An 18,022-nucleotide genomic window follows, 5' to 3' on the forward strand; every position below is an offset into this window, starting at 1 on the left:
TCGATGATGACAAGGTTATGAGGCTGCTGAAGCTCATATTGAAAGTTAACGGCAATAAAGGCGTTCCTCAAGGAGGTGTTTCGTCGTTTTAATTCACAGCCAGTAGATCGGATTATACAAATAATTAATCCTATGTTACGTGGATGGGTAAATTACTTTCGGATTGGAAATTCCAGCAGGTGCTTTGGTTATGTTAAAGACTGGGTGGAAAAGAAAATCCGTAGAAATCTTATGCGTGCTAGGAAACGAGGTGGCTTCGGCTGGAACAGGTGGAGTAGAAATTGGCTATATAATACTCTGAAGTTATTCAGTAACTATAGAATTGAACGATACCAAGTTTGAAAGTGCTGCCAGATCGATAGGTCTATAAGCCGTTAGAAGAAGTTAATAGGAAAGCGTAGTGCGGGAAAACCGCATGCTGCGTTTGACGTGGCGGGAATTGGAAGCGGGCATTGTACTTCGCCAGTTCTCGACCCTACTGAGGTGGCAGGGAATGGAGAAGTAGTATGGAGAACCTAAACGGGCACGATGCTGGAAACGGCGGAAACAGCCAAGGGGATACCTAAAACAACTCGCCATTCCTTGACCCTACAGAAATTGGGGGCACTTTTTGTAAGGATTTTTTTAAAAGGCGCCTCCTATGTTATAAAAGGATTCAATAACCTGTAAGTAGTTGAACCATATAATAATACCAAAGGAGGCTTGAATGGAATATAGCAAGGTTGTTAGTAGATTACGAGAGCAAATCGGGAAATTTTCGGGGGAACTTTCAAAAGGATTACACAAAGTAAGTAAGCGATTGGTATCTGAGCTTGTTTACGGCACACAAGCAAGTCAATCGGTCGTTTTGACAAAAGTAGCCAGGGTATTGGAGGAGAATATTTCGGTCAAGAAGACGCAGGAGCGGCTTTCACGTCAGTTAGGTCGTAAATCTCTTGGGTCTGCAGTGCAACATAATCTATTGAAGGAAGGATCTTCCCGTATACATAGGGATACGCTTTTGATATTTGATCCGAGTGATTTAAGGAAAAAGTATGCGAAGAAAATGGAGAATCTTTGTATGATTCGAGATGGAAGTGAGAAGGAATCTGGTACTGGTTATTGGTGGTGCCATCTAGTTGGGGGCAGAGTTACAAGGAGAGTCTGTAGTGCCTCTTTACGGTGGTCTTTACTCTACTGAGAGTTCTGACTTTATGAGTGAGAATAGAGGAGTGGCGATCGGTGATTAATTCGGTATCTGAGTCGGTATCGAAGCGAGGGATATGGATGATAGATCGAGGAGGAGACCGTAAGAAGGTTTTTGACCATCTTCTTGATAATGAGCTTCGGTTTTTGATTCGTGTAGTAGTTGCCAGCGTCATTTGGATGTGGGAGGTAAGGGAAAGACGCCCTTAGAGATTGCGCTTAGCTGTCGTTGTCCTTATTCTGAGACCACAGTCAAGGAAAAGGATGGAAAGGACAAAGCCATGACAAAAAAAGCAAGCAGATCGTTTGATAAAACGAGTAAGGAATTGCTGGAAAATCCTAAAGTCGCTGCTATGTACCTGGAAGAGATACTTGCAGATCGTGACATGGAACTATTTACGGCTGCTTTAAAAGATGTAGCTGAGGCGCGAGTCGGAAGCATGACATCTCTATCAAAGAAAACTCATCTGAATAGGGAATAGCTGTACAAAACCTTATCAAAAAAAGGTAATCCCAGGCTAGAAACCCTGGCAAAAGTTCTTCATGCAGTAGGGTTGCGTATTTCTGTGACGCCGGAAGTAACAATGTAAATTCCTCTTATTTGTAAAACAGATAGGGTAGAATCTTTATTAATTACAATTAAAGCTAACTCATTTTGACATTTTCCAAAAGTTTAATATAAGATACCAATTCTTACAAGACGTAAGCTTACAATGACCAGCCAATACGATCATAGCTGCTTTTAGATTCTCTACATATCCATGCCGTTGCGTGTGCTCTCCTTCTGGATAGTATCTCTCATATATTACCAACATTAAGGTAAAGTTTATAACACTACGTAAGCGTTATGCGAAGCTGGTGAAAGAGACAGAGGGACTGCCAGGGGCGGTTTGGAAAAAGATTTACGTGCCTATTCTAAACCGAAAACACAAAAGGGTATCCGTTTATGAAAATCAAGTCAGGTTAAAAGACGGTAAAAACGTCTTTCGACAACTAATAGTAAAAGATCATGGCCGTAGCAAACCTACTTTCATTTTGACAAATAATACAGAGTTGTCCATGCAAAGTATTTTAGAAGTGTATGCTAAGCGTTAGAGGAGAGAAAACAGACTCGCTGAGATGGTGGCATGTTTCAATCTTAATACCCTTTCCTCACCGCTTATGATTCGAATACATTTTGATATTTTATGGTCAATGATAGCAGATACTCTCTATAATCGGTTTGCACAAGGATTTGCGAAGGTTTGAAAACAGTCTTGCCCCTACGGTCTTTAGAAAATTTATTGATATACCAGGCAGGGTTGTATATGACGGAGAAAAGTGTACAATCAAAATAAGAAAAAGAGGGCATACCCCTGTACATCTTGGGGTGGAAAAATTACAATCCTCTTTTTGTGTACCATGGCTTGACAAAAAATCAATAGAAATTATTTGGACTGCATGATCAGGGGCTTATTATGATGATTTAAACACCTGTGAAAATCGGTGTTAAAGACAGGATGAATTGCTTTCTTTAGAGTGACATAGGGTAGATTTAATGAGGAAAACCATTTTATCCAAAAACAAAAAGTGGAAAGCCAAAAACCCTTCCATTGAATCAAACGGCATTAAGTATACTATTGCAAAAGTCTGAAGAAACAATAAGAAATGTTAAGGGGCTTGTATTTATTAGCAAAGCAGGTACAAAGCTTAACCCTTCTAATATCCGAAGGACTTTTGACAAGGCATTAGAAAACGCTAAAATTGAGGACTTTAAGTTCCATGATTTACGGCATACTTTTGCGACTCGCTTAGCTTAAATGGGTGTGGATATATTTAAGATATCAAAATTGCTGGGGCACGAAGACATACAGAATGACTCAGCGTTGCTCTCACCATTGTCCTGAAAGTTTAAGAGATGGAGTACAAATGCTAGAAACTGACTACAATTTGAATACATTTGCTTAATAAGCTTGACTTTGAAGTGCAATTTTGCTAAAAATAATCTCCATAAAGAACTAAGCAGTAAAAGCTTACATCAATGCGGGGGATTAGCTCAGTTGGGAGAGCGTTTGAATGGCATTCAAAAGGTCAGGGGTTCGACTCCCCTATCCTCCACCATATCACATAAGGACTTACAACAAAATCAGACGTTAATTAAAGACTCTTTTTTTGGCATTGTAGTAGGATTGTAGTAAGATTCTAAAATCTCTACTCCACTTCTTAGACTTTGCGGGCAATGGTGAGCATACCTCTGAGTCATTCTTATGTCCTCATGCCCGAGCAGTTTTGCTATCTTGTAAATATCAATTCCACTCTGCGCTAAGCGAGTTGCAAAAGTGTGCCGTAAATCATGAAATTTAAAATTCTCAATTTCAGCTTTTTCTAATACACCATAAAAAGCTCTTCTCAGGTTATCTGCATCAATCTTTGTACCTACACTACTGACAAAAACAAGCCCATTAATGCTTAGAACCTTTTTAGAATATTTCATGTTTAGCAATTCTAATCCAAATCTGTTCAGAGGTACAGTTCTAGGTCTGCCACTCTTGCTTTTCTGAATAAGAATCGTTTTACGGATTAGACTTACCCTTGACCATTCGAGCGAAAGCAACTCATCTTGCCTCAAGCCTGTATTAAGTGCAAAAATAATAATTTCACTTAGCCATTCAGGACTAAAACTAAGAATCCTGTTTTCCTCCTCTAGAGTCAGCCACCGGTCTCTTTTATTGTTCTCTTTTTCTTTAGGAACCTTTGAGACAGGATTTTCACTTAACCATTCCCACTCTCTGACAGCTAAATTAAAAGCTTTTGATAACATTGCCAATTCACGATTGATTGTTGCTGGTTTTGCTCCTGCTTCATTTCTTATAACCTTATACCGTGAAATCTTCTTTGTTGATATAGAAAGCAAGTTCGTTTCACCAAAAAATTTGATAAGGTGTTTTGAATATGAGCAGTAACCCCTTTGCGTACTGCTTGAGACCTTTGGAGCATGTTCCACCATAAACTTTGACATCAATTGCTTGAAAGTCTTTTTACTCCCGATAGGCTTTTCAAAATAACTTCCCTGAACAAGCTCTGTTTTAATTTTTTCCTCTATCGTTTTGGCAATCTTTTTGTTAGAGGTTTCAAGACTCTTCTGAATTTTCCTACCGTTACGAACAATACACATCCACCAGATACCGCTTCGTTTAAACATTAATATATCCTTTCCCGAAGCCTGATTGTATCTGTATGTCGCTATCGGCAGTATTATATACCATTACCATGAAGGTCTCCAATGATTTTATTAACAGTTTTTTCACACTGAAGATACGGTTGTTTCAAGTTAGCCATTGCCTTATCTACGTCTTGAATGTCAAATAAAATACGTCTCCCATATTTTATACAAGGGAATTTTCCCTGATTCGACCAATCGTATATAGTCTTTACTGGGAGAGAGGTATATTTAGATACTCTTTTGATATCCACATATCTTTCTCTGTTTACTACTGATTTATCATTTAATTCGTTTTTCATTATTTTTAAATTAAAGTATTACATCAACTTTGATTTCACAGTCTACAGAGTTAACAACAGAAGCTAAATCATGGGGAATTATATCATTGGATATTTCTGGACTAAACTCTGCTAGAATTATTCTTGGTTTTTTAGAAGAGATCATTTCCTTTATCAGGTCTGGATATTTAGTCAAAACCAAATATAACCAAATATGAGTCATTGAACCGTTGAGACCAAATACTGATAAAACACTTGGAGATCCAATCTCTTTGTAGTTATCATTAATAAGCTCAGGAATGTAAACAATATAACCAACTGTTTTATTGGCTTTGGAAACTTTATTCTTCTTACTTATTTTTTCCAGGCCGAGTTGATCATATACATTTGCTTTACATGCTATATAAGCATCAATTTTGAGATTAAATTTTATTGCCCTATAATGCCCATCGTACTTTATTTCTTTGGACAATATAATATTTTGCCTGTTACAATAAAGAAAGAATCTTTCCATGTTTTTTAATATTATTTTTTCTAATTCGGAACCGCTTTTAAATAACCATCTTTTGTCATTCTCTTTATCATCATTCATTGCCGGGCGGGTTGTATGTAGAATAAGATCATTATTTGATAGGTTAGGCAGAGACGAGAAAACAAGATTATTTTTTTGCGTTTCTGGGAAAAATACATCTGGAGGTATATTGTATAATACGCCACCAAAATCATATTTCGCTTTAATCAATTCAGATAAAAACAGGCATGCGGCACTATCTCTTAACATATGAAAGGCATCTTTGATTTGTGGTAGTTGATTACGGGTTTTTCGAGTTTTGCGAGTTAATATCTCAATTGGCGCTAAGTGTGCCCACCAATAGTATTTTCCTAATATGCTCTTATTAGTGCTTGCATTCTTCATAATCCCTCCAGTTATCGTTTGTATTAAATAACTCAGAACACATATTAACATTCTAAGATCGTCTGGATAATAAAAAAGTTTAAGTTTTTATGTATTGTTAACTACTTATTCCGCCGTAAATATTAATCACAAATTGAGTGATTGTGATATTAAGCATTCTATCTCATCAGAAATAATTCTAACAGACGGCACTTGCCCGACTACGTCTTTCAGGTGGGAAGGTGATAAGTGTCCCTTCGTAAGCAAAATACCCACACATTCCTTTTTCCATTGTAAATTATCTTATCATCACGACTCTTACTTTCAGATCATGGAACTCTAACTTGTCATGAAATAGCTTGATATGCTACTAGTTGCTGTGGCATATCAAGCAAAAATGTGTTGCACTAGCTTAACAAAACCTAAATTTAGAAATATTTGACAAAAATTTGAGTAGAATTTCTCAATCGAACCTTTTAAATACTTAACAAATAGAACAAAAACTGTAATTACAATAAGTTATTTGATGTCAGTAAGATACATTACATAAGTATCTAGAAATTTATTGAATTTGTGTTCAATAAATTTCCCTATATTTATAAATACAATTTTCTTATTGTCGATTAGTTGGCATATGAATTGTGTATACATACTTAACATTAGTATTTAAGAATTTCTTTCTAGTAACCTTTCGGTTTAATTTCAGTCTTATATCTTTTAGACACACTGATGAAAGAAATGATGATAATCTACAGAGTTAGCATCATACATTGGATTTTGGAGATCTTGACATGAATAATCAAACTAATTCTCAATGGGGAAAACAGTTTTATGTGAAATATCAGATGCAACTTGTCATCGGACTAATAGTACTGGCATTTTGTTTAGGAATATTCTTCCATTGGATTTTTTCAGACCCAGCAATAAGATTATCTACAAACGAAACAGGCATGTCAGTACGGCACGAAATAGAGAAACCGATGTTCTGGACATGTTCCATGCATCCAAATATTCAAAAACAGGGGCCTGGAAAATGTCCTATCTGCGGGATGGGCCTTATTCCTGTCAGCTCTGAAACGAAGGGAAAAAAGATGGGAGGTATGCGGCAGATCGTGATCAGTGATGACGCACGTGCATTGATGAATATACAGACTACACCTGTTGAACGGCGTTATGTAACTGCCGAGGTAAGGATGGTGGGTAAAGTTGATTATGATGAGACCAGACTGGGATACATTACTGCCTGGATATCTGGCCGTTTAGATGATCTCTACGTTGATTATACTGGGGTGGCAGTAAAGAAAGGTGACCATATGGTATACATATACAGCCCGGAGCTCTATTCAACGCAGGATGAGTTGATACAGGTTTTGAAACGCTCACGAGGACAAGCAGGGAATGATTCTGTTTTTCCGGATGTTGGTGATTTGCTTGAACCTGTTCGAGAGAGACTGAGATTGTGGGGAATGGCCAAGGAACAGATCCAGGAAATTGAGAAAAGTGAAAAACCATCCGACCATTTAACTATCTACTCTCCCATGAGTGGTATTGTGATCCAGAAGAACCGTCAGGAAGGAGATTACGTTAATGTAGGTGATCGTATTTACAAGATCGCTGATTTGAGTCAAGTATGGGTTATGTTAGATGCCTACGAGTCCGATCTCGTTTGGTTAAGATATGGACAGGAAATCAGTTTTACAACAGAGGCTTATCCAGGTGAAGGGTTTATTGGGAGAATTGCCTTTATCGAACCGGTTCTGAATGAAAAAACTCGTACAGTGAAGGTGCGGGTCAACGTGCCAAATATTTCAGGCAAACTTAAACCGGAAATGTTTGTGCATGGAGTTGTTCGAACACAGATTTCAACGGGCGGAAGAGTTGTAGATCCTCATTTAGTTGGAAAATGGATAAGTCCAATGCACCCGGAAATTATCAAAAGTAACCCCGGTGATTGTGATATTTGTGGTATGCCATTGGTTCGAGCAGAGTCACTTGGCTATGTTTCAGTAGATAGCAAAGAAGAGTCTAAACCACTTGTTATTCCGGTTTCTGCGGCTTTAGTAACCGGTACCAGAGCTATTGTCTATGTAGAACTCCCTGATACTGACCAGCCTACGTTCGAAGGTCGAGAGATAGTGCTTGGACCGCGGGCCGGCGATTACTACCTGGTGCGAAGCGGACTGAAGGAAGGTGAGATAGTAGTTACCAACGGAAACTTCAAGATTGACAGTGCTGTCCAGATCCAGGCTAAACCAAGTATGATGACACCTGAGGGTGGTGGAAGCGGTGGTCATCAACATGGCGAAGGAGGAAAACCTTCCAAAAGCGGGCAGGGAAAAACAAAGATCTCCAGTGGTGTTCCTGCTGAGTTTCAGAGTCTACTGCAAACACTTGAATCGGCTTATGAGGCTGTAGCAAAGGTAGTTGAATTGAAGGACATTGGCCTCTTTCACAACAAAATTCATATTTTTGGTGAAGCTCTTAGTAAAGTGGACGGAACTCTTTTGAGCGAACATCTTTTGATGATGTGGAAGGAGTTATCGATGTTGTTAAACAACGACGTCGTGGAAGGACGCGATGTAAAAAAGTTTACGGATGTTGATCGTGTGTTTAAAGTGTTGACAAATAATATGCGTCGCGTGCGTGATCAGTTTGGTATTTCACATGATGTTCAAATGTCTCATCCATCTCAGCATCAGGAAGTCCCTTCTGTCTTTAAGTCACAACTCGTCAAACTATGGGATGCATATCTATCACTTCAAAAGGCCCTTGCCGGCGACGATTTTTTACTCGCCCAACAAGCTATCACACTTTTTCAAACATCACTATCATCGGTAGATGCTAAACCTCTTGCCGAAGATGCTCATCAGGTGTGGAAGAAAGAATATTCCAATCTCGTTCAGATATTGCAAAGTATGAATCAGGCAGAGGGGCTGAAGCCGATGAGGGGACACTTTTCCTTACTTTCCGATGAACTTATGGTGTTGGTAAATACATTTGAACCAGAAGGATTCGGGACTGTTTACCAGCTGCATTGTCCAATGGTTTTTGGTGGCAAAGGAGCAATGTGGCTGCAAGATGATAAGCAGGTCATTAATCCTTATTTTGGCCAGGCCATGTTGAAGTGTGCTGATAAGGTAGAATTGATATTCAAAGGACAAACAGAGGAGCATAAGGAAAAACACCATCATGAGTAATACTGGCCATTTATCAGAACATCCTTCAGGAGATAAGATTTCGTTTCTTGATAAAATAACTCTATTCTGCCTTAAGAATAAGCTGGTGGTAGCATTGATGATGCTTGCAATAATAGGATGGGGCGTGGTGGTTGCTCCGTTTGATTGGAAGATTGGTTTTCTGCCACGAAATCCGGTTCCTGTCGATGCTATCCCAGACATTGGTGAAAATCAGCAGATTGTATTTACTGAATGGATGGGGCGTTCACCGCAAGACGTTGAGGACCAGATTACCTATCCATTGACTGTTTCTTTACTCGGTGTTCCTGGTGTTAAGACCATCCGCAGTTACTCTTTCTTCGGATTTTCCTCTATTTATATCATTTTCAATGAAGACATCGAATTCTACTGGTCAAGGACCAGGGTACTTGAAAAACTGAACAGCCTTGCCGCAGGAACCTTACCTGCAGAGGTCCAACCAACTCTTGGGCCTGATGCAACCTCATTAGGTCAGGTTTACTGGTATACACTCGAAGGACGAGATCCTGACGGAAATCCGATTGGCGGGTGGGACTTGAATGAGCTTCGCACCATACAGGACTGGTCTGTCAGGTACTTTCTGTTGGCGGCCCAGGGAATTAGTGAGGTGGCTTCTATCGGAGGCTATGTACAGGAGTATCAAATTGACGTTGACCCTGATGCTATGCGAGCTGCCCATGTAACCCTGGAAGATGTTTTTGTGGCGGTACGTATGTCCAATATTGATGTTGGCGCACGAACTATTGAAGTAAACAAGGTAGAATACATAATCCGAGGTCTGGGATTCATAGAAAAAGTTAAAGACATAGAAACGTCGGTAATTACTGTTAACGATAATGTGCCAATTTACATAAAGGATGTCGCGAAGGTTGCTTTGGGTCCTGCTTTGCGTCGGGGCGCCCTTGACAAAGGAGGGGCCGAGGCAACCGGAGGTAGTGTTGTTGTCAGATATGGCTTTAATCCGTTGGAAGCAATAAAGAATGTTAAGGAAAAGATTGATGGAATATCGCCTGGGCTTCCGACTAAGGCAGTTGTTGACTATAAAAAAACAACGCGTACAGAAGTTGAAGCTTTTGCTGATGACAATGGATTTAATGCCTACAATAACACGGAACTGAACCAGAAGGATTGGCTAAATTGGTTGCTTAAAAATTCACGCGAAGATTGGCCTTATTGGGTAAATACCAGCCACGTTACAATAGTGCCATTCTACGACCGTTCAGGACTTATCTATGAGACATTGGGTACATTAAATACAGCGCTCACTGAGGAAATCCTGGTTACGATCATAGTTGTGCTTGTATTGGTAATGCATCTTCGTAGTTCCATCTTAATCAGTGCGCTGCTTCCAATTGCTGTGCTTATGTGTTTCATTGCGATGAAAACCTTTGGTGTGGATGCTAATATTGTAGCCCTGTCCGGTATAGCTATAGCCATAGGAACAATGGTAGATATGGGAATCATCATGTGTGAGAATATACTTAAACACTTGGATGAAGCCCGTCCGGAGGAAAACAGTCTGGACGTAATCTTCCGTGCTACCAGAGAAGTTTCCGGTGCTATAACAACTGCCGTTTCAACTACAATAGTAAGCTTTTTACCAGTATTTACCATGATTGGCGCTGAAGGTAAATTATTTAAACCATTAGCGTTTACCAAAACCTTTGCTCTCTTCTCTTCGGTTATTGTTGCATTAACTATCATCCCCCCGGCAGCCCATATCCTGTTTACTGCGAAAATCAGGACCCGAAGAATTAAACAGTTTTTATTGTCAGGGCTAATTGCGACGGGTATTGTCATCAGCATTTGGCTTGCCTGGTGGGCAGGTATTATCATTGTCGCTCTAGGGGCTTATCATTTAGCAGAAGAGTACTTGCCGTCTCACATAAGAAGTTATGGGAAGTGGGTAATCATTATAGCCGCCGCCCTATTGGTTGGTATACTTCTGACTAATCACTGGCTCCCACTTGGTCAGGAAAAGGGTTTACTGCGTAATCTTGTATTTGTTGCGCTGCTAATTGGAGGTTTGTTAATATTTTTCCAGATCTTTCAACGGTTTTTGTATGCACCTATCCTCATGTGGTGCCTGGATCATAAGAAGTCATTCATGTTAGTGCCAATTTTTATTTTGCTACTTGGAGTATGTGCCTGGATGGGCGTTGATCGTGTCTTCGGTTTCGTTCCGAATGCAATTCGTAGTACAACATTATGGAAAGGAGTCTCTAATACATTTCCTGGATTTGGTAAGGAATTCATGCCCCCACTTGATGAAGGATCATACCTCTACATGCCAACAACGATGCCGCATGCTTCGATAGGTGAAGTCCTTGATGTGCTGCAGTTTCAGGATAAGCGATTATCTTCTATTCCGGAGGTAGACCTGGCAGTAGGCAAATTGGGCCGGGTTGAAAGTCCGTTGGATCCGGCCCCTCTTTCAATGATCGAAACAGTTATCAACTATAAACCGGAATACATTACCGACAAAGACGGCCACAGGATAAAGTTTCTCTATGATGGGAAAAAACAAGAATTTGTCCGTGATAATGATGGAAACCTGATTCCGGATCCATACGGAAAACCGTATAGACAATGGCGCGATCACATAAAGACACCGGATGACATTTGGAAAGAAATAGTAGATGCGGCACAGATTCCGGGAACCACTTCAGCGCCGAAGTTGCAACCTATTGCGGCACGAATTGTGATGCTTCAGAGTGGTATGCGAGCCCCAATGGGCGTCAAGGTCAAAGGCCCGGACCTGGAGACCATTGAGAAGGTCTCTTTGGTTATAGAAAGGTTGCTTAAGGAAGTACCAAGTGTTGAAGCGCCTGCGGTAATCGCAGATCGCATAGTTGGTAAGCCGTATATTGAGATTGATTTTAATCGGGAAGCAATTGCCCGTTACGGTCTGAAAATGCGTCAGGTCCAGGATGTGATTGAGATTGCCATTGGTGGACGTCGCGTAACAACAACTGTTGAAGGACGCGAGCGGTATCCGGTCAGGATCAGATATTTAAGAGAATTGCGAGATCAGATTGAAACGCTTGGCCGCATCCTTGTCGCGGCTCCGGATGGCACGCAGATACCTCTAGAGCAGGTGGCAGACATCAATTATGTGCGGGGACCTCAGGTAATTAAGAGTGAAGACACTTTTCTTGTAGGTTATGTCCTTTTCGATATGAAGGCAGGGCAGGCCGAAGTGGATGTCGTTGAAGAGTGTCAGCAATATTTACAAATGAAGATTGAAAGTGGAGAGTTTATACTACCACCCGGGATCAGTTACACGTTCGCGGGAAGTTACGAGAACCAGATACGCTCACAGAAAACATTATCTGTTGTCTTGCCGGTAGCCTTGTTCATTATTTTTATCATCCTCTACTTTCAGTTTAAATCAGCCATCACCTCCTTACTGGTTTTCAGTGGCATATTGGTCGCGTGGTCAGGTGGATTCCTGATGATTTGGTGTTATGGGGAACCGTGGTTCTTAAACTTTGACATCTTTGGGACTAACATGAGAGATCTGTTTCAGGTACATACTATAAACCTGAGCGTTGCCATCTGGGTGGGTTTTCTGGCATTGTTTGGAATTGCGTCAGATGACGGTGTAGTAATTTCAACGTACCTGGATCAAAACTTTTGGAAACAAAAAATTACATCATATAAAGATGCCCGGGAAGCCACAGTTGAGGCTGGTTTACGAAGAGTACGTCCTTGTCTGATGACGACTGCTACCACTATACTTGCGTTGATACCTATCCTGACCTCAACCGGCCGTGGTTCCGACATAATGGTGCCGATGGCAATACCAAGCTTTGGAGGTATGCTGATTGAGATTATGACTATGCTCATTGTCCCTGTGCTTTATTGCGCTGTTCAGGAGTGGAAGATCAAACATAATATTAAAGATGCTAAATTCATGGAACATGCATAGATAGAACAGAAAAAAACAGCTCTGGTAATTAACTAATATACTTTTAATAATAGCATACTATGTTATATAGTTAAATAAAAAGTGGAAGATGTGTCATGTGTATGAATGTATGATTCGCAGAGATTAACGTTTTGCAGTAAGTCCATGATTACAAACTGTACGATAATTACAATTAATTTAACGAGGATAAGATATGTTGACTTCAGCGAAACAGTATCACAAATATTATTGGAAGATTGCGATACTGGCACTGTTTATTATAGGAGTGAGCACTTTTCATTACCTTACGGGTACGACACATAAATACCACGGTCTCCATGAGATTTATAGAAGACTTTATTATGTTCCCATTATTCTCGCTGCCTTCTGGTTTGGTTTAAAGGGTGGCATATCCTGTGCGATAGTTGTAAGTTTTTTTTATCTGCCTCATGTTATTTATCAGTGGGGCGGTAGTTTTTTTACAAATGATCTTCCAAAGACACTTGAAATCGTTCTTTATCATATAATAGGTATAGTAACAGGATTCCTTTCACAGGAGCAAATGAATGCAACTGCTAAATTAAGGCATCAAGCCGGAGTGCTTGCTCAAGCGGAAGAACAACTAAGGCATGCAGATCGTCTGTCCGCGTTAGGCAAACTCTCCGCAGGAATCGCGCATGAGGTCAGGAACCCTCTTGCTTCGATTAAAGGAACTGCTGAGATTTTATCTGATAAATTTAAACCAGGAGATAAAGAATATGAGTTTGTAGAGATACTTATAAAAGAGGTTAATCGATTAGATACTGTAGTTGCGGATTTTCTCGACTTTGCTAAACCCAAACTACCAGAGTTGAAGTTGTCGGAAATTAACAACATTATCCTGTCAGTACTTAAATTAACCGAACACCAGATGGCAAAGGCCAGGATTAGCCTTAAGACGCATTTAGAAGATACTCTCCCAACTGTGTATGTTGACCCAGAGCAGATAAAGCAGGTTTTTCTGAACATTATTATTAACGCGGTTCAAGCCATGCCGGATGGTGGGACGCTTGAGGTAAAATCTCGCATGGATAGCTCTAAAATTTTGTGTGTCTTTTCCGATACTGGATTAGGAATCAGTAAGGATCAGCAGAAAAATCTGTTTACTCCATTCTGCACCAGTAAAAAGAAAGGTACAGGTTTGGGGCTTGCGATTGTACACAGGATTCTTGATGGTCACAAAGGTGAAATCAAATTTACATCTGAAGAGAACAAAGGAACATGTTTTACAATCAGTTTACCCGTTAGGGATGTATAAAAGTGTAAATTTATTTAACTTCAAAATAATTTGGAAGTAAGGACTGAAAGTGGTATTAACTAACAAAACAATACTAATAATAGACGATGATGAAAGTTTGAGAAGGGTTCTGGAATATAACCTTAGCAATAAAGGATATAGGTTGCTTCTTGCAAGTAATGGCGAAGAAGCACTGAATATTTTTAAGAGCGAAGATGTAGATGTCGTGGTTACTGATATAAAGATGGACAAGATGGATGGTTTAGAACTATTGGAAGAGGTAAAAAGACTTAATGCTAATGTTCTGGTAATCATGATGACTGCCCACGGAAGCATAGAAACAGCAGTGAATGCTATGAAATTGGGTGCTTACGACTATATCACAAAGCCTTTTGACAGAGATGAACTTCAGGTTATGGTTGAGAAAGCCCTGGATTTTCAAAACTTGATATCTGAAAATTTAAGGCTAAGACAGGAACTAACAGACCGTTTTAAGCTTGACAATATTATTGGTGCTAGTTCAAAGATGAAGAGTGTCTTCGATCTAATTGCACGAGTTTCAAAGAGTGATTCAACAGTTCTTATACAGGGAGAGAGCGGGACAGGCAAGGAGTTAGTTGCAAGAGCCATACACTTTAATAGTTCGAGGGCAAAGAAACCATTTATTACGGTAAATTGTTCAGCAATTCCTCAAAACCTCATGGAAAGTGAAATGTTTGGATATGTAAAAGGAGCTTTTACCGGTGCGATCAAGGACAAAACAGGAAAGTTTGAGGCTGCAGATGGAGGTACTATCTTTCTGGATGAGATTGGAGACATGGATAAAGATTTGCAAGTAAAATTACTCAGAGTACTGCAAGAAAAATCTATAGACAAGGTTGGTGCAGCACAAAATACAAATGTGGATATACGTGTTATTACGGCAACGAATATTCCATTGGAGATTGCTATTAAAGAGGGTAAATTTAGAGAGGATCTGTTTTATCGAGTTAGTGTAATTCCTATCTTGCTGCCTCCGTTAAGAGAAAGAAAAGATGATATACCTCTACTCGTCCAGCACTTTATGGATAAACACGGTAGTAAAGACTGCAAGTTACTGCCAGAGATTTTAGACATTCTTAATCGCTATGATTGGCCGGGGAATGTACGAGAACTTGAAAATATTATTGAAAGAGCAATTGTCTTACAGAAAAAAGACAATGTGATTGGGTCTGAGGATATACCTGAACACATCAAGACTAAGCAATTTTATAGTCCAATGTCACTGGAAATCCCTGATGAAGGTATCAAGCTTGAAGAGGTAGAAAAGGGGCTGATAATAAATGCCCTGAAAAAATCCGGGCAAAATCAGACAAAAGCAGCTGTGCTTTTGGGCATTACAAGAAATACGCTTATATATAGATTAGAGAAGTATAATATAAAGTAGTTTTATCCAATTTATACCTCACTTAGAATATTCATTCAGGTTTGCAGAATTCTAGTTGCAGGCTTAAAATCCTTAGGAAATCAATAACTTACAACTACTTACTTTATTGAGTAGTTGTTGGTATTTGAATCTATTGAATAATAACAAAAAATAATTGAAGAAATAAAGAGGTAAATAATGTATTTAAAAAAAAGAATCCTTTTCTTCTCTAAGTTGTTGTTGCCCGTATTATTGATTATTTTGATATTTACGGGAATTGCACTGTCAGAGGGAAAGAACAATATTTTAAGAATAAGAGAGGTTATAAATGAAGCATTACTGATGAATCCGGAACTTCAGTCTTCAAAACTGAGTTGGAACGCATCAACAGAGAAAATATTACAGGAAAAGTCCCTAAACGACCCGGTCTTGGGTTTTACTTATTATGGTGAACAGGTACAAACCCGTGTGGGAGAAAAACAGGCAGGGGTCATGGCATCACAGAAAATACCATTCTTTGGAAAGCTCAGATTAAAGGGTGAGGTTGCCAGGAACGAAGCAAAGGCATTTGGAGAAAGATATCGAACACTTGAAAGGCAGATTGTGGCAAAGGCGAAATCAGCTTTCTATGAATTATTCTGGGTGCATAATTCAATAAACATAAACGAGGAAAACAAGAACCTTTTACAAAGGTTTGTCAAAATTGCAGAGGTTAAATACGCCACGGCTAAAACAACACAACAGGATGTCTTAAAGGCGCAGGTAGAGCTTTCGAGGATAATGAATGAATTGATTACTCTGGATCAGCTTAAGGAAACTGCCAAAGCAAGGATAAATACTTTGTTAAACCGCCACCCGGACGCTCCACTTGGAGTTCCTGAGAAAGTTGATACTACAGAACTTACTGTTTCACTGAAAAATCTTTACGAGAAGGCAAAGGAAATCAATCCTGACCTCAGTGTCCTTAAACACATGATAGAAAGGGATAAGGCGGCTTATAAGCTTGCGAAGAAACAGTATTATCCGGACTTTACTTTTGGTCTTAACTATACGTTTATCAATGATATGCCATCAAGTGTGATGTCATCACCGGTTGATGAAAGCAGGGATTCCTATACGGGTACTTTGAGCATTAATGTTCCCATCTTCCAGAAGAAGAAATATGATGCAGGTGTAAGAGAGGCAAATGCCAGACTCAAATCCAGCAAAAAGGCATATAAGAATATGGAAAACATGATGCTTTTTGGAGTGAAGGATTTTCATTTCAAGGTACAGACAGCAGAGAGACTGGTTAAACTATACAGGGACAGTATTATTCCGCAGGCAGAACAGTCCCTTAAGGCAGCGGAGGTCGGCTACCAGTCAGGTCAGGTTGATTTTCTGAATCTCATTGACAGCCAGAGGGTTCTACTTGACTTTAATCTCGCATTTTATAGGGCAGTAGCTGACTTTGGCATAAACATAGCAGGATTAGAAAGGGTAGTTGGTTCAGAGCTGTCTAGAATTCCATAAAACCCCGAAAATGAAACTTTGTTAATTCTATCATTGCTTTATTTCACACACCTCATTGTCTGAAATCCAACTACAAATAATGTTCACATCCTTTACGTACTCTAAATATAAATTAATATCATACGTAAGCTGCATAAAAATTGAAAGTTAAGTATTTGTTTTACACCTTTAGTTTTTTTGCATCAAAGTTGTGACATGTAATACCTAAACAATTTGAGAAAAAATAATCATCACGTACACAAAATGTGCTACTTGATAAATGGGTGTAGTATGCGATTACATATACAAGATTGATATTTGTATATGTAATAATTATTTTCTATATCTAACTTTGAATTTTAATTTCTTGCTTCATTCTATGAGTTATAGTGACATCAGGCTTCTGATAATATGAAACAGTTCATAAGTTTATGTAAATTTTATATTAAGAAACAGTATAAGCGATCAAAAATCTTGCCTATCTTATACAATAGTTCTAAAAATATTATTAAAGAATCTATATATTCTTACAAAGGGCTTGTATTTGATATGGTGTGGAAAGTAGATACCACTAAAAAAATAGACAGAAGAGTATTAGATATTCCTGACAGGGAATTTACATGGTCTTATGAAGCTTGTGGTGTAAGACGTTTCCATAGAATTATGAAAAGAATCAACATAGATCATACAAAGTACAACTTTATCGATATCGGGTCCGGTAAAGGACGGGTTCTTCTTATGTCGATAAGATACAATTTCCGTAGAATTGTTGGGGTTGAGTTTTCAAAAAAATTACACGAGACTGCAAAACGTAATATTGAAAATTACAGCAAAAAACTCGGTAAAAAGGAGTGTATTGAACTTTTCAATTGCAATGCATTGGAATTTCATTTTCCTATAGAACCAAGTATTATATTTTTATTTAATCCTTTTAAAAGAGCAATAATGGAAAGATTTATTACAAATTTACAACAGTCATTAACTGTTTCTCCACGTAGTGTGCTAGTCGTATATGTTCATCCTACTGAAAAAGCTCTTTTAGAAAAGACCGTTTTATTGTCGAAAACATACGAAGATTGTGGACGTGATGACTTTGTAATATTTTCCAATAGATGAAATTCATAGCTTTTAACGGTACTTCACCTGAATAGATTATAAACGATTT

15 protein-coding genes, 1 tRNA gene and 1 pseudogene are annotated in these 18,022 nt (G+C 39.0%); 14 read left to right on the top strand and 3 right to left on the bottom strand.

What is annotated here, in order from left to right:
• The first annotated feature begins 54 nt into the window (after nt 1-54).
• The 8 genes and pseudogenes from SCALIN_RS23680 to SCALIN_RS00035 all read left to right on the top strand — a co-directional run bounded on the left by SCALIN_RS23680 (nt 55) and on the right by SCALIN_RS00035 (nt 3,285).
• Nucleotides 55-342, top strand: coding sequence for a group II intron maturase-specific domain-containing protein (locus SCALIN_RS23680; protein WP_096892215.1), 288 nt, complete (start codon nt 55-57; stop codon nt 340-342).
• Between the two features lie 364 nt (nt 343-706).
• Nucleotides 707-1,180, top strand: coding sequence for a hypothetical protein (locus tag SCALIN_RS00010; protein ID WP_096892216.1), 474 nt, complete (start codon nt 707-709; stop codon nt 1,178-1,180).
• A 41-nt stretch (nt 1,181-1,221) separates the two neighbouring features.
• Entirely contained in the window at nt 1,222-1,395 is a 174-nt protein-coding gene (locus tag SCALIN_RS21855; protein WP_162532076.1) for a hypothetical protein, read from the top strand.
• Between the two features lie 71 nt (nt 1,396-1,466).
• Nucleotides 1,467-1,667, top strand: a complete 201-nt coding sequence (locus SCALIN_RS00015) for a helix-turn-helix domain-containing transcriptional regulator (protein ID WP_203415288.1) — start codon at nt 1,467-1,469, stop codon at nt 1,665-1,667.
• Nucleotides 1,668-1,775, top strand: a complete 108-nt coding sequence (locus tag SCALIN_RS23685) for a helix-turn-helix domain-containing transcriptional regulator (RefSeq protein ID WP_420885406.1) — start codon at nt 1,668-1,670, stop codon at nt 1,773-1,775.
• A 268-nt stretch (nt 1,776-2,043) separates the two neighbouring features.
• Entirely contained in the window at nt 2,044-2,280 is a 237-nt protein-coding gene (locus tag SCALIN_RS00020) for a hypothetical protein (protein ID WP_096892217.1), read from the top strand.
• A 476-nt stretch (nt 2,281-2,756) separates the two neighbouring features.
• A pseudogene (locus SCALIN_RS23690) lies at nt 2,757-2,984 on the top strand (tyrosine-type recombinase/integrase); the annotation flags it as partial.
• Between the two features lie 225 nt (nt 2,985-3,209).
• A tRNA-Ala gene (locus tag SCALIN_RS00035) sits at nt 3,210-3,285 on the top strand.
• 25 nt (nt 3,286-3,310) lie between these two features.
• On the opposite strand, the gene SCALIN_RS00040 is transcribed toward SCALIN_RS00035, so the two are convergent.
• The 3 genes from SCALIN_RS00040 to SCALIN_RS00050 are packed head-to-tail and all read right to left on the bottom strand — an operon-like array spanning nt 3,311 to nt 5,581.
• Nucleotides 3,311-4,366: a tyrosine-type recombinase/integrase gene (locus SCALIN_RS00040; RefSeq protein WP_096892220.1), complete on the bottom strand. Its 1,056-nt coding sequence runs from the start codon at nt 4,364-4,366 to the stop codon at nt 3,311-3,313.
• A 53-nt stretch (nt 4,367-4,419) separates the two neighbouring features.
• Nucleotides 4,420-4,686 carry a helix-turn-helix transcriptional regulator gene (locus SCALIN_RS00045; protein ID WP_096892221.1) on the bottom strand — a complete coding sequence of 89 codons (267 nt, stop codon included), beginning with the start codon at nt 4,684-4,686 and terminating at the stop codon, nt 4,420-4,422.
• Nucleotides 4,687-4,696: 10 nt separating this feature from the next.
• Complete coding sequence (locus SCALIN_RS00050) at nt 4,697-5,581, bottom strand: hypothetical protein (protein WP_096892222.1); 885 nt, start codon at nt 5,579-5,581, stop codon at nt 4,697-4,699.
• A gap of 770 nt (nt 5,582-6,351) precedes the next feature.
• On the opposite strand from SCALIN_RS00050, the gene SCALIN_RS21860 reads away from it, so the two are divergent.
• From SCALIN_RS21860 to SCALIN_RS00080, 6 genes are all read left to right on the top strand, one after another.
• Nucleotides 6,352-8,757 (top strand): heavy metal-binding domain-containing protein, encoded by a 2,406-nt coding sequence (locus SCALIN_RS21860; protein ID WP_162532077.1) that lies wholly within the window; start codon nt 6,352-6,354, stop codon nt 8,755-8,757.
• On the top strand, nt 8,750-12,706 hold the full coding sequence (locus SCALIN_RS00060) for an efflux RND transporter permease subunit (protein WP_096892223.1): 3,957 nt from the start codon (nt 8,750-8,752) through the stop codon (nt 12,704-12,706). The genes SCALIN_RS21860 and SCALIN_RS00060 overlap by 8 nt, the downstream gene beginning before the upstream one ends.
• A gap of 193 nt (nt 12,707-12,899) precedes the next feature.
• Entirely contained in the window at nt 12,900-13,982 is a 1,083-nt protein-coding gene (locus SCALIN_RS00065) for a two-component system sensor histidine kinase NtrB (RefSeq protein ID WP_096892224.1), read from the top strand.
• Between the two features lie 49 nt (nt 13,983-14,031).
• A complete protein-coding gene (locus SCALIN_RS00070; protein ID WP_096892225.1) occupies nt 14,032-15,387 on the top strand; it encodes a sigma-54-dependent transcriptional regulator in 1,356 nt (451 codons plus the stop codon).
• A gap of 177 nt (nt 15,388-15,564) precedes the next feature.
• Entirely contained in the window at nt 15,565-16,878 is a 1,314-nt protein-coding gene (locus SCALIN_RS00075; protein WP_096892226.1) for a TolC family protein, read from the top strand.
• A gap of 528 nt (nt 16,879-17,406) precedes the next feature.
• The gene (locus SCALIN_RS00080) at nt 17,407-17,973 is read left to right on the top strand and encodes an SAM-dependent methyltransferase (RefSeq protein WP_162532078.1); all 567 of its coding nucleotides are present in this window, start codon (nt 17,407-17,409) and stop codon (nt 17,971-17,973) included.
• Nucleotides 17,974-18,022: the final 49 nt, after the last annotated feature.

The sequence above is a fragment of the Candidatus Scalindua japonica genome, from assembly GCF_002443295.1.
GTDB classification, from domain to species: domain Bacteria; phylum Planctomycetota; class Brocadiia; order Brocadiales; family Scalinduaceae; genus Scalindua; species Scalindua japonica.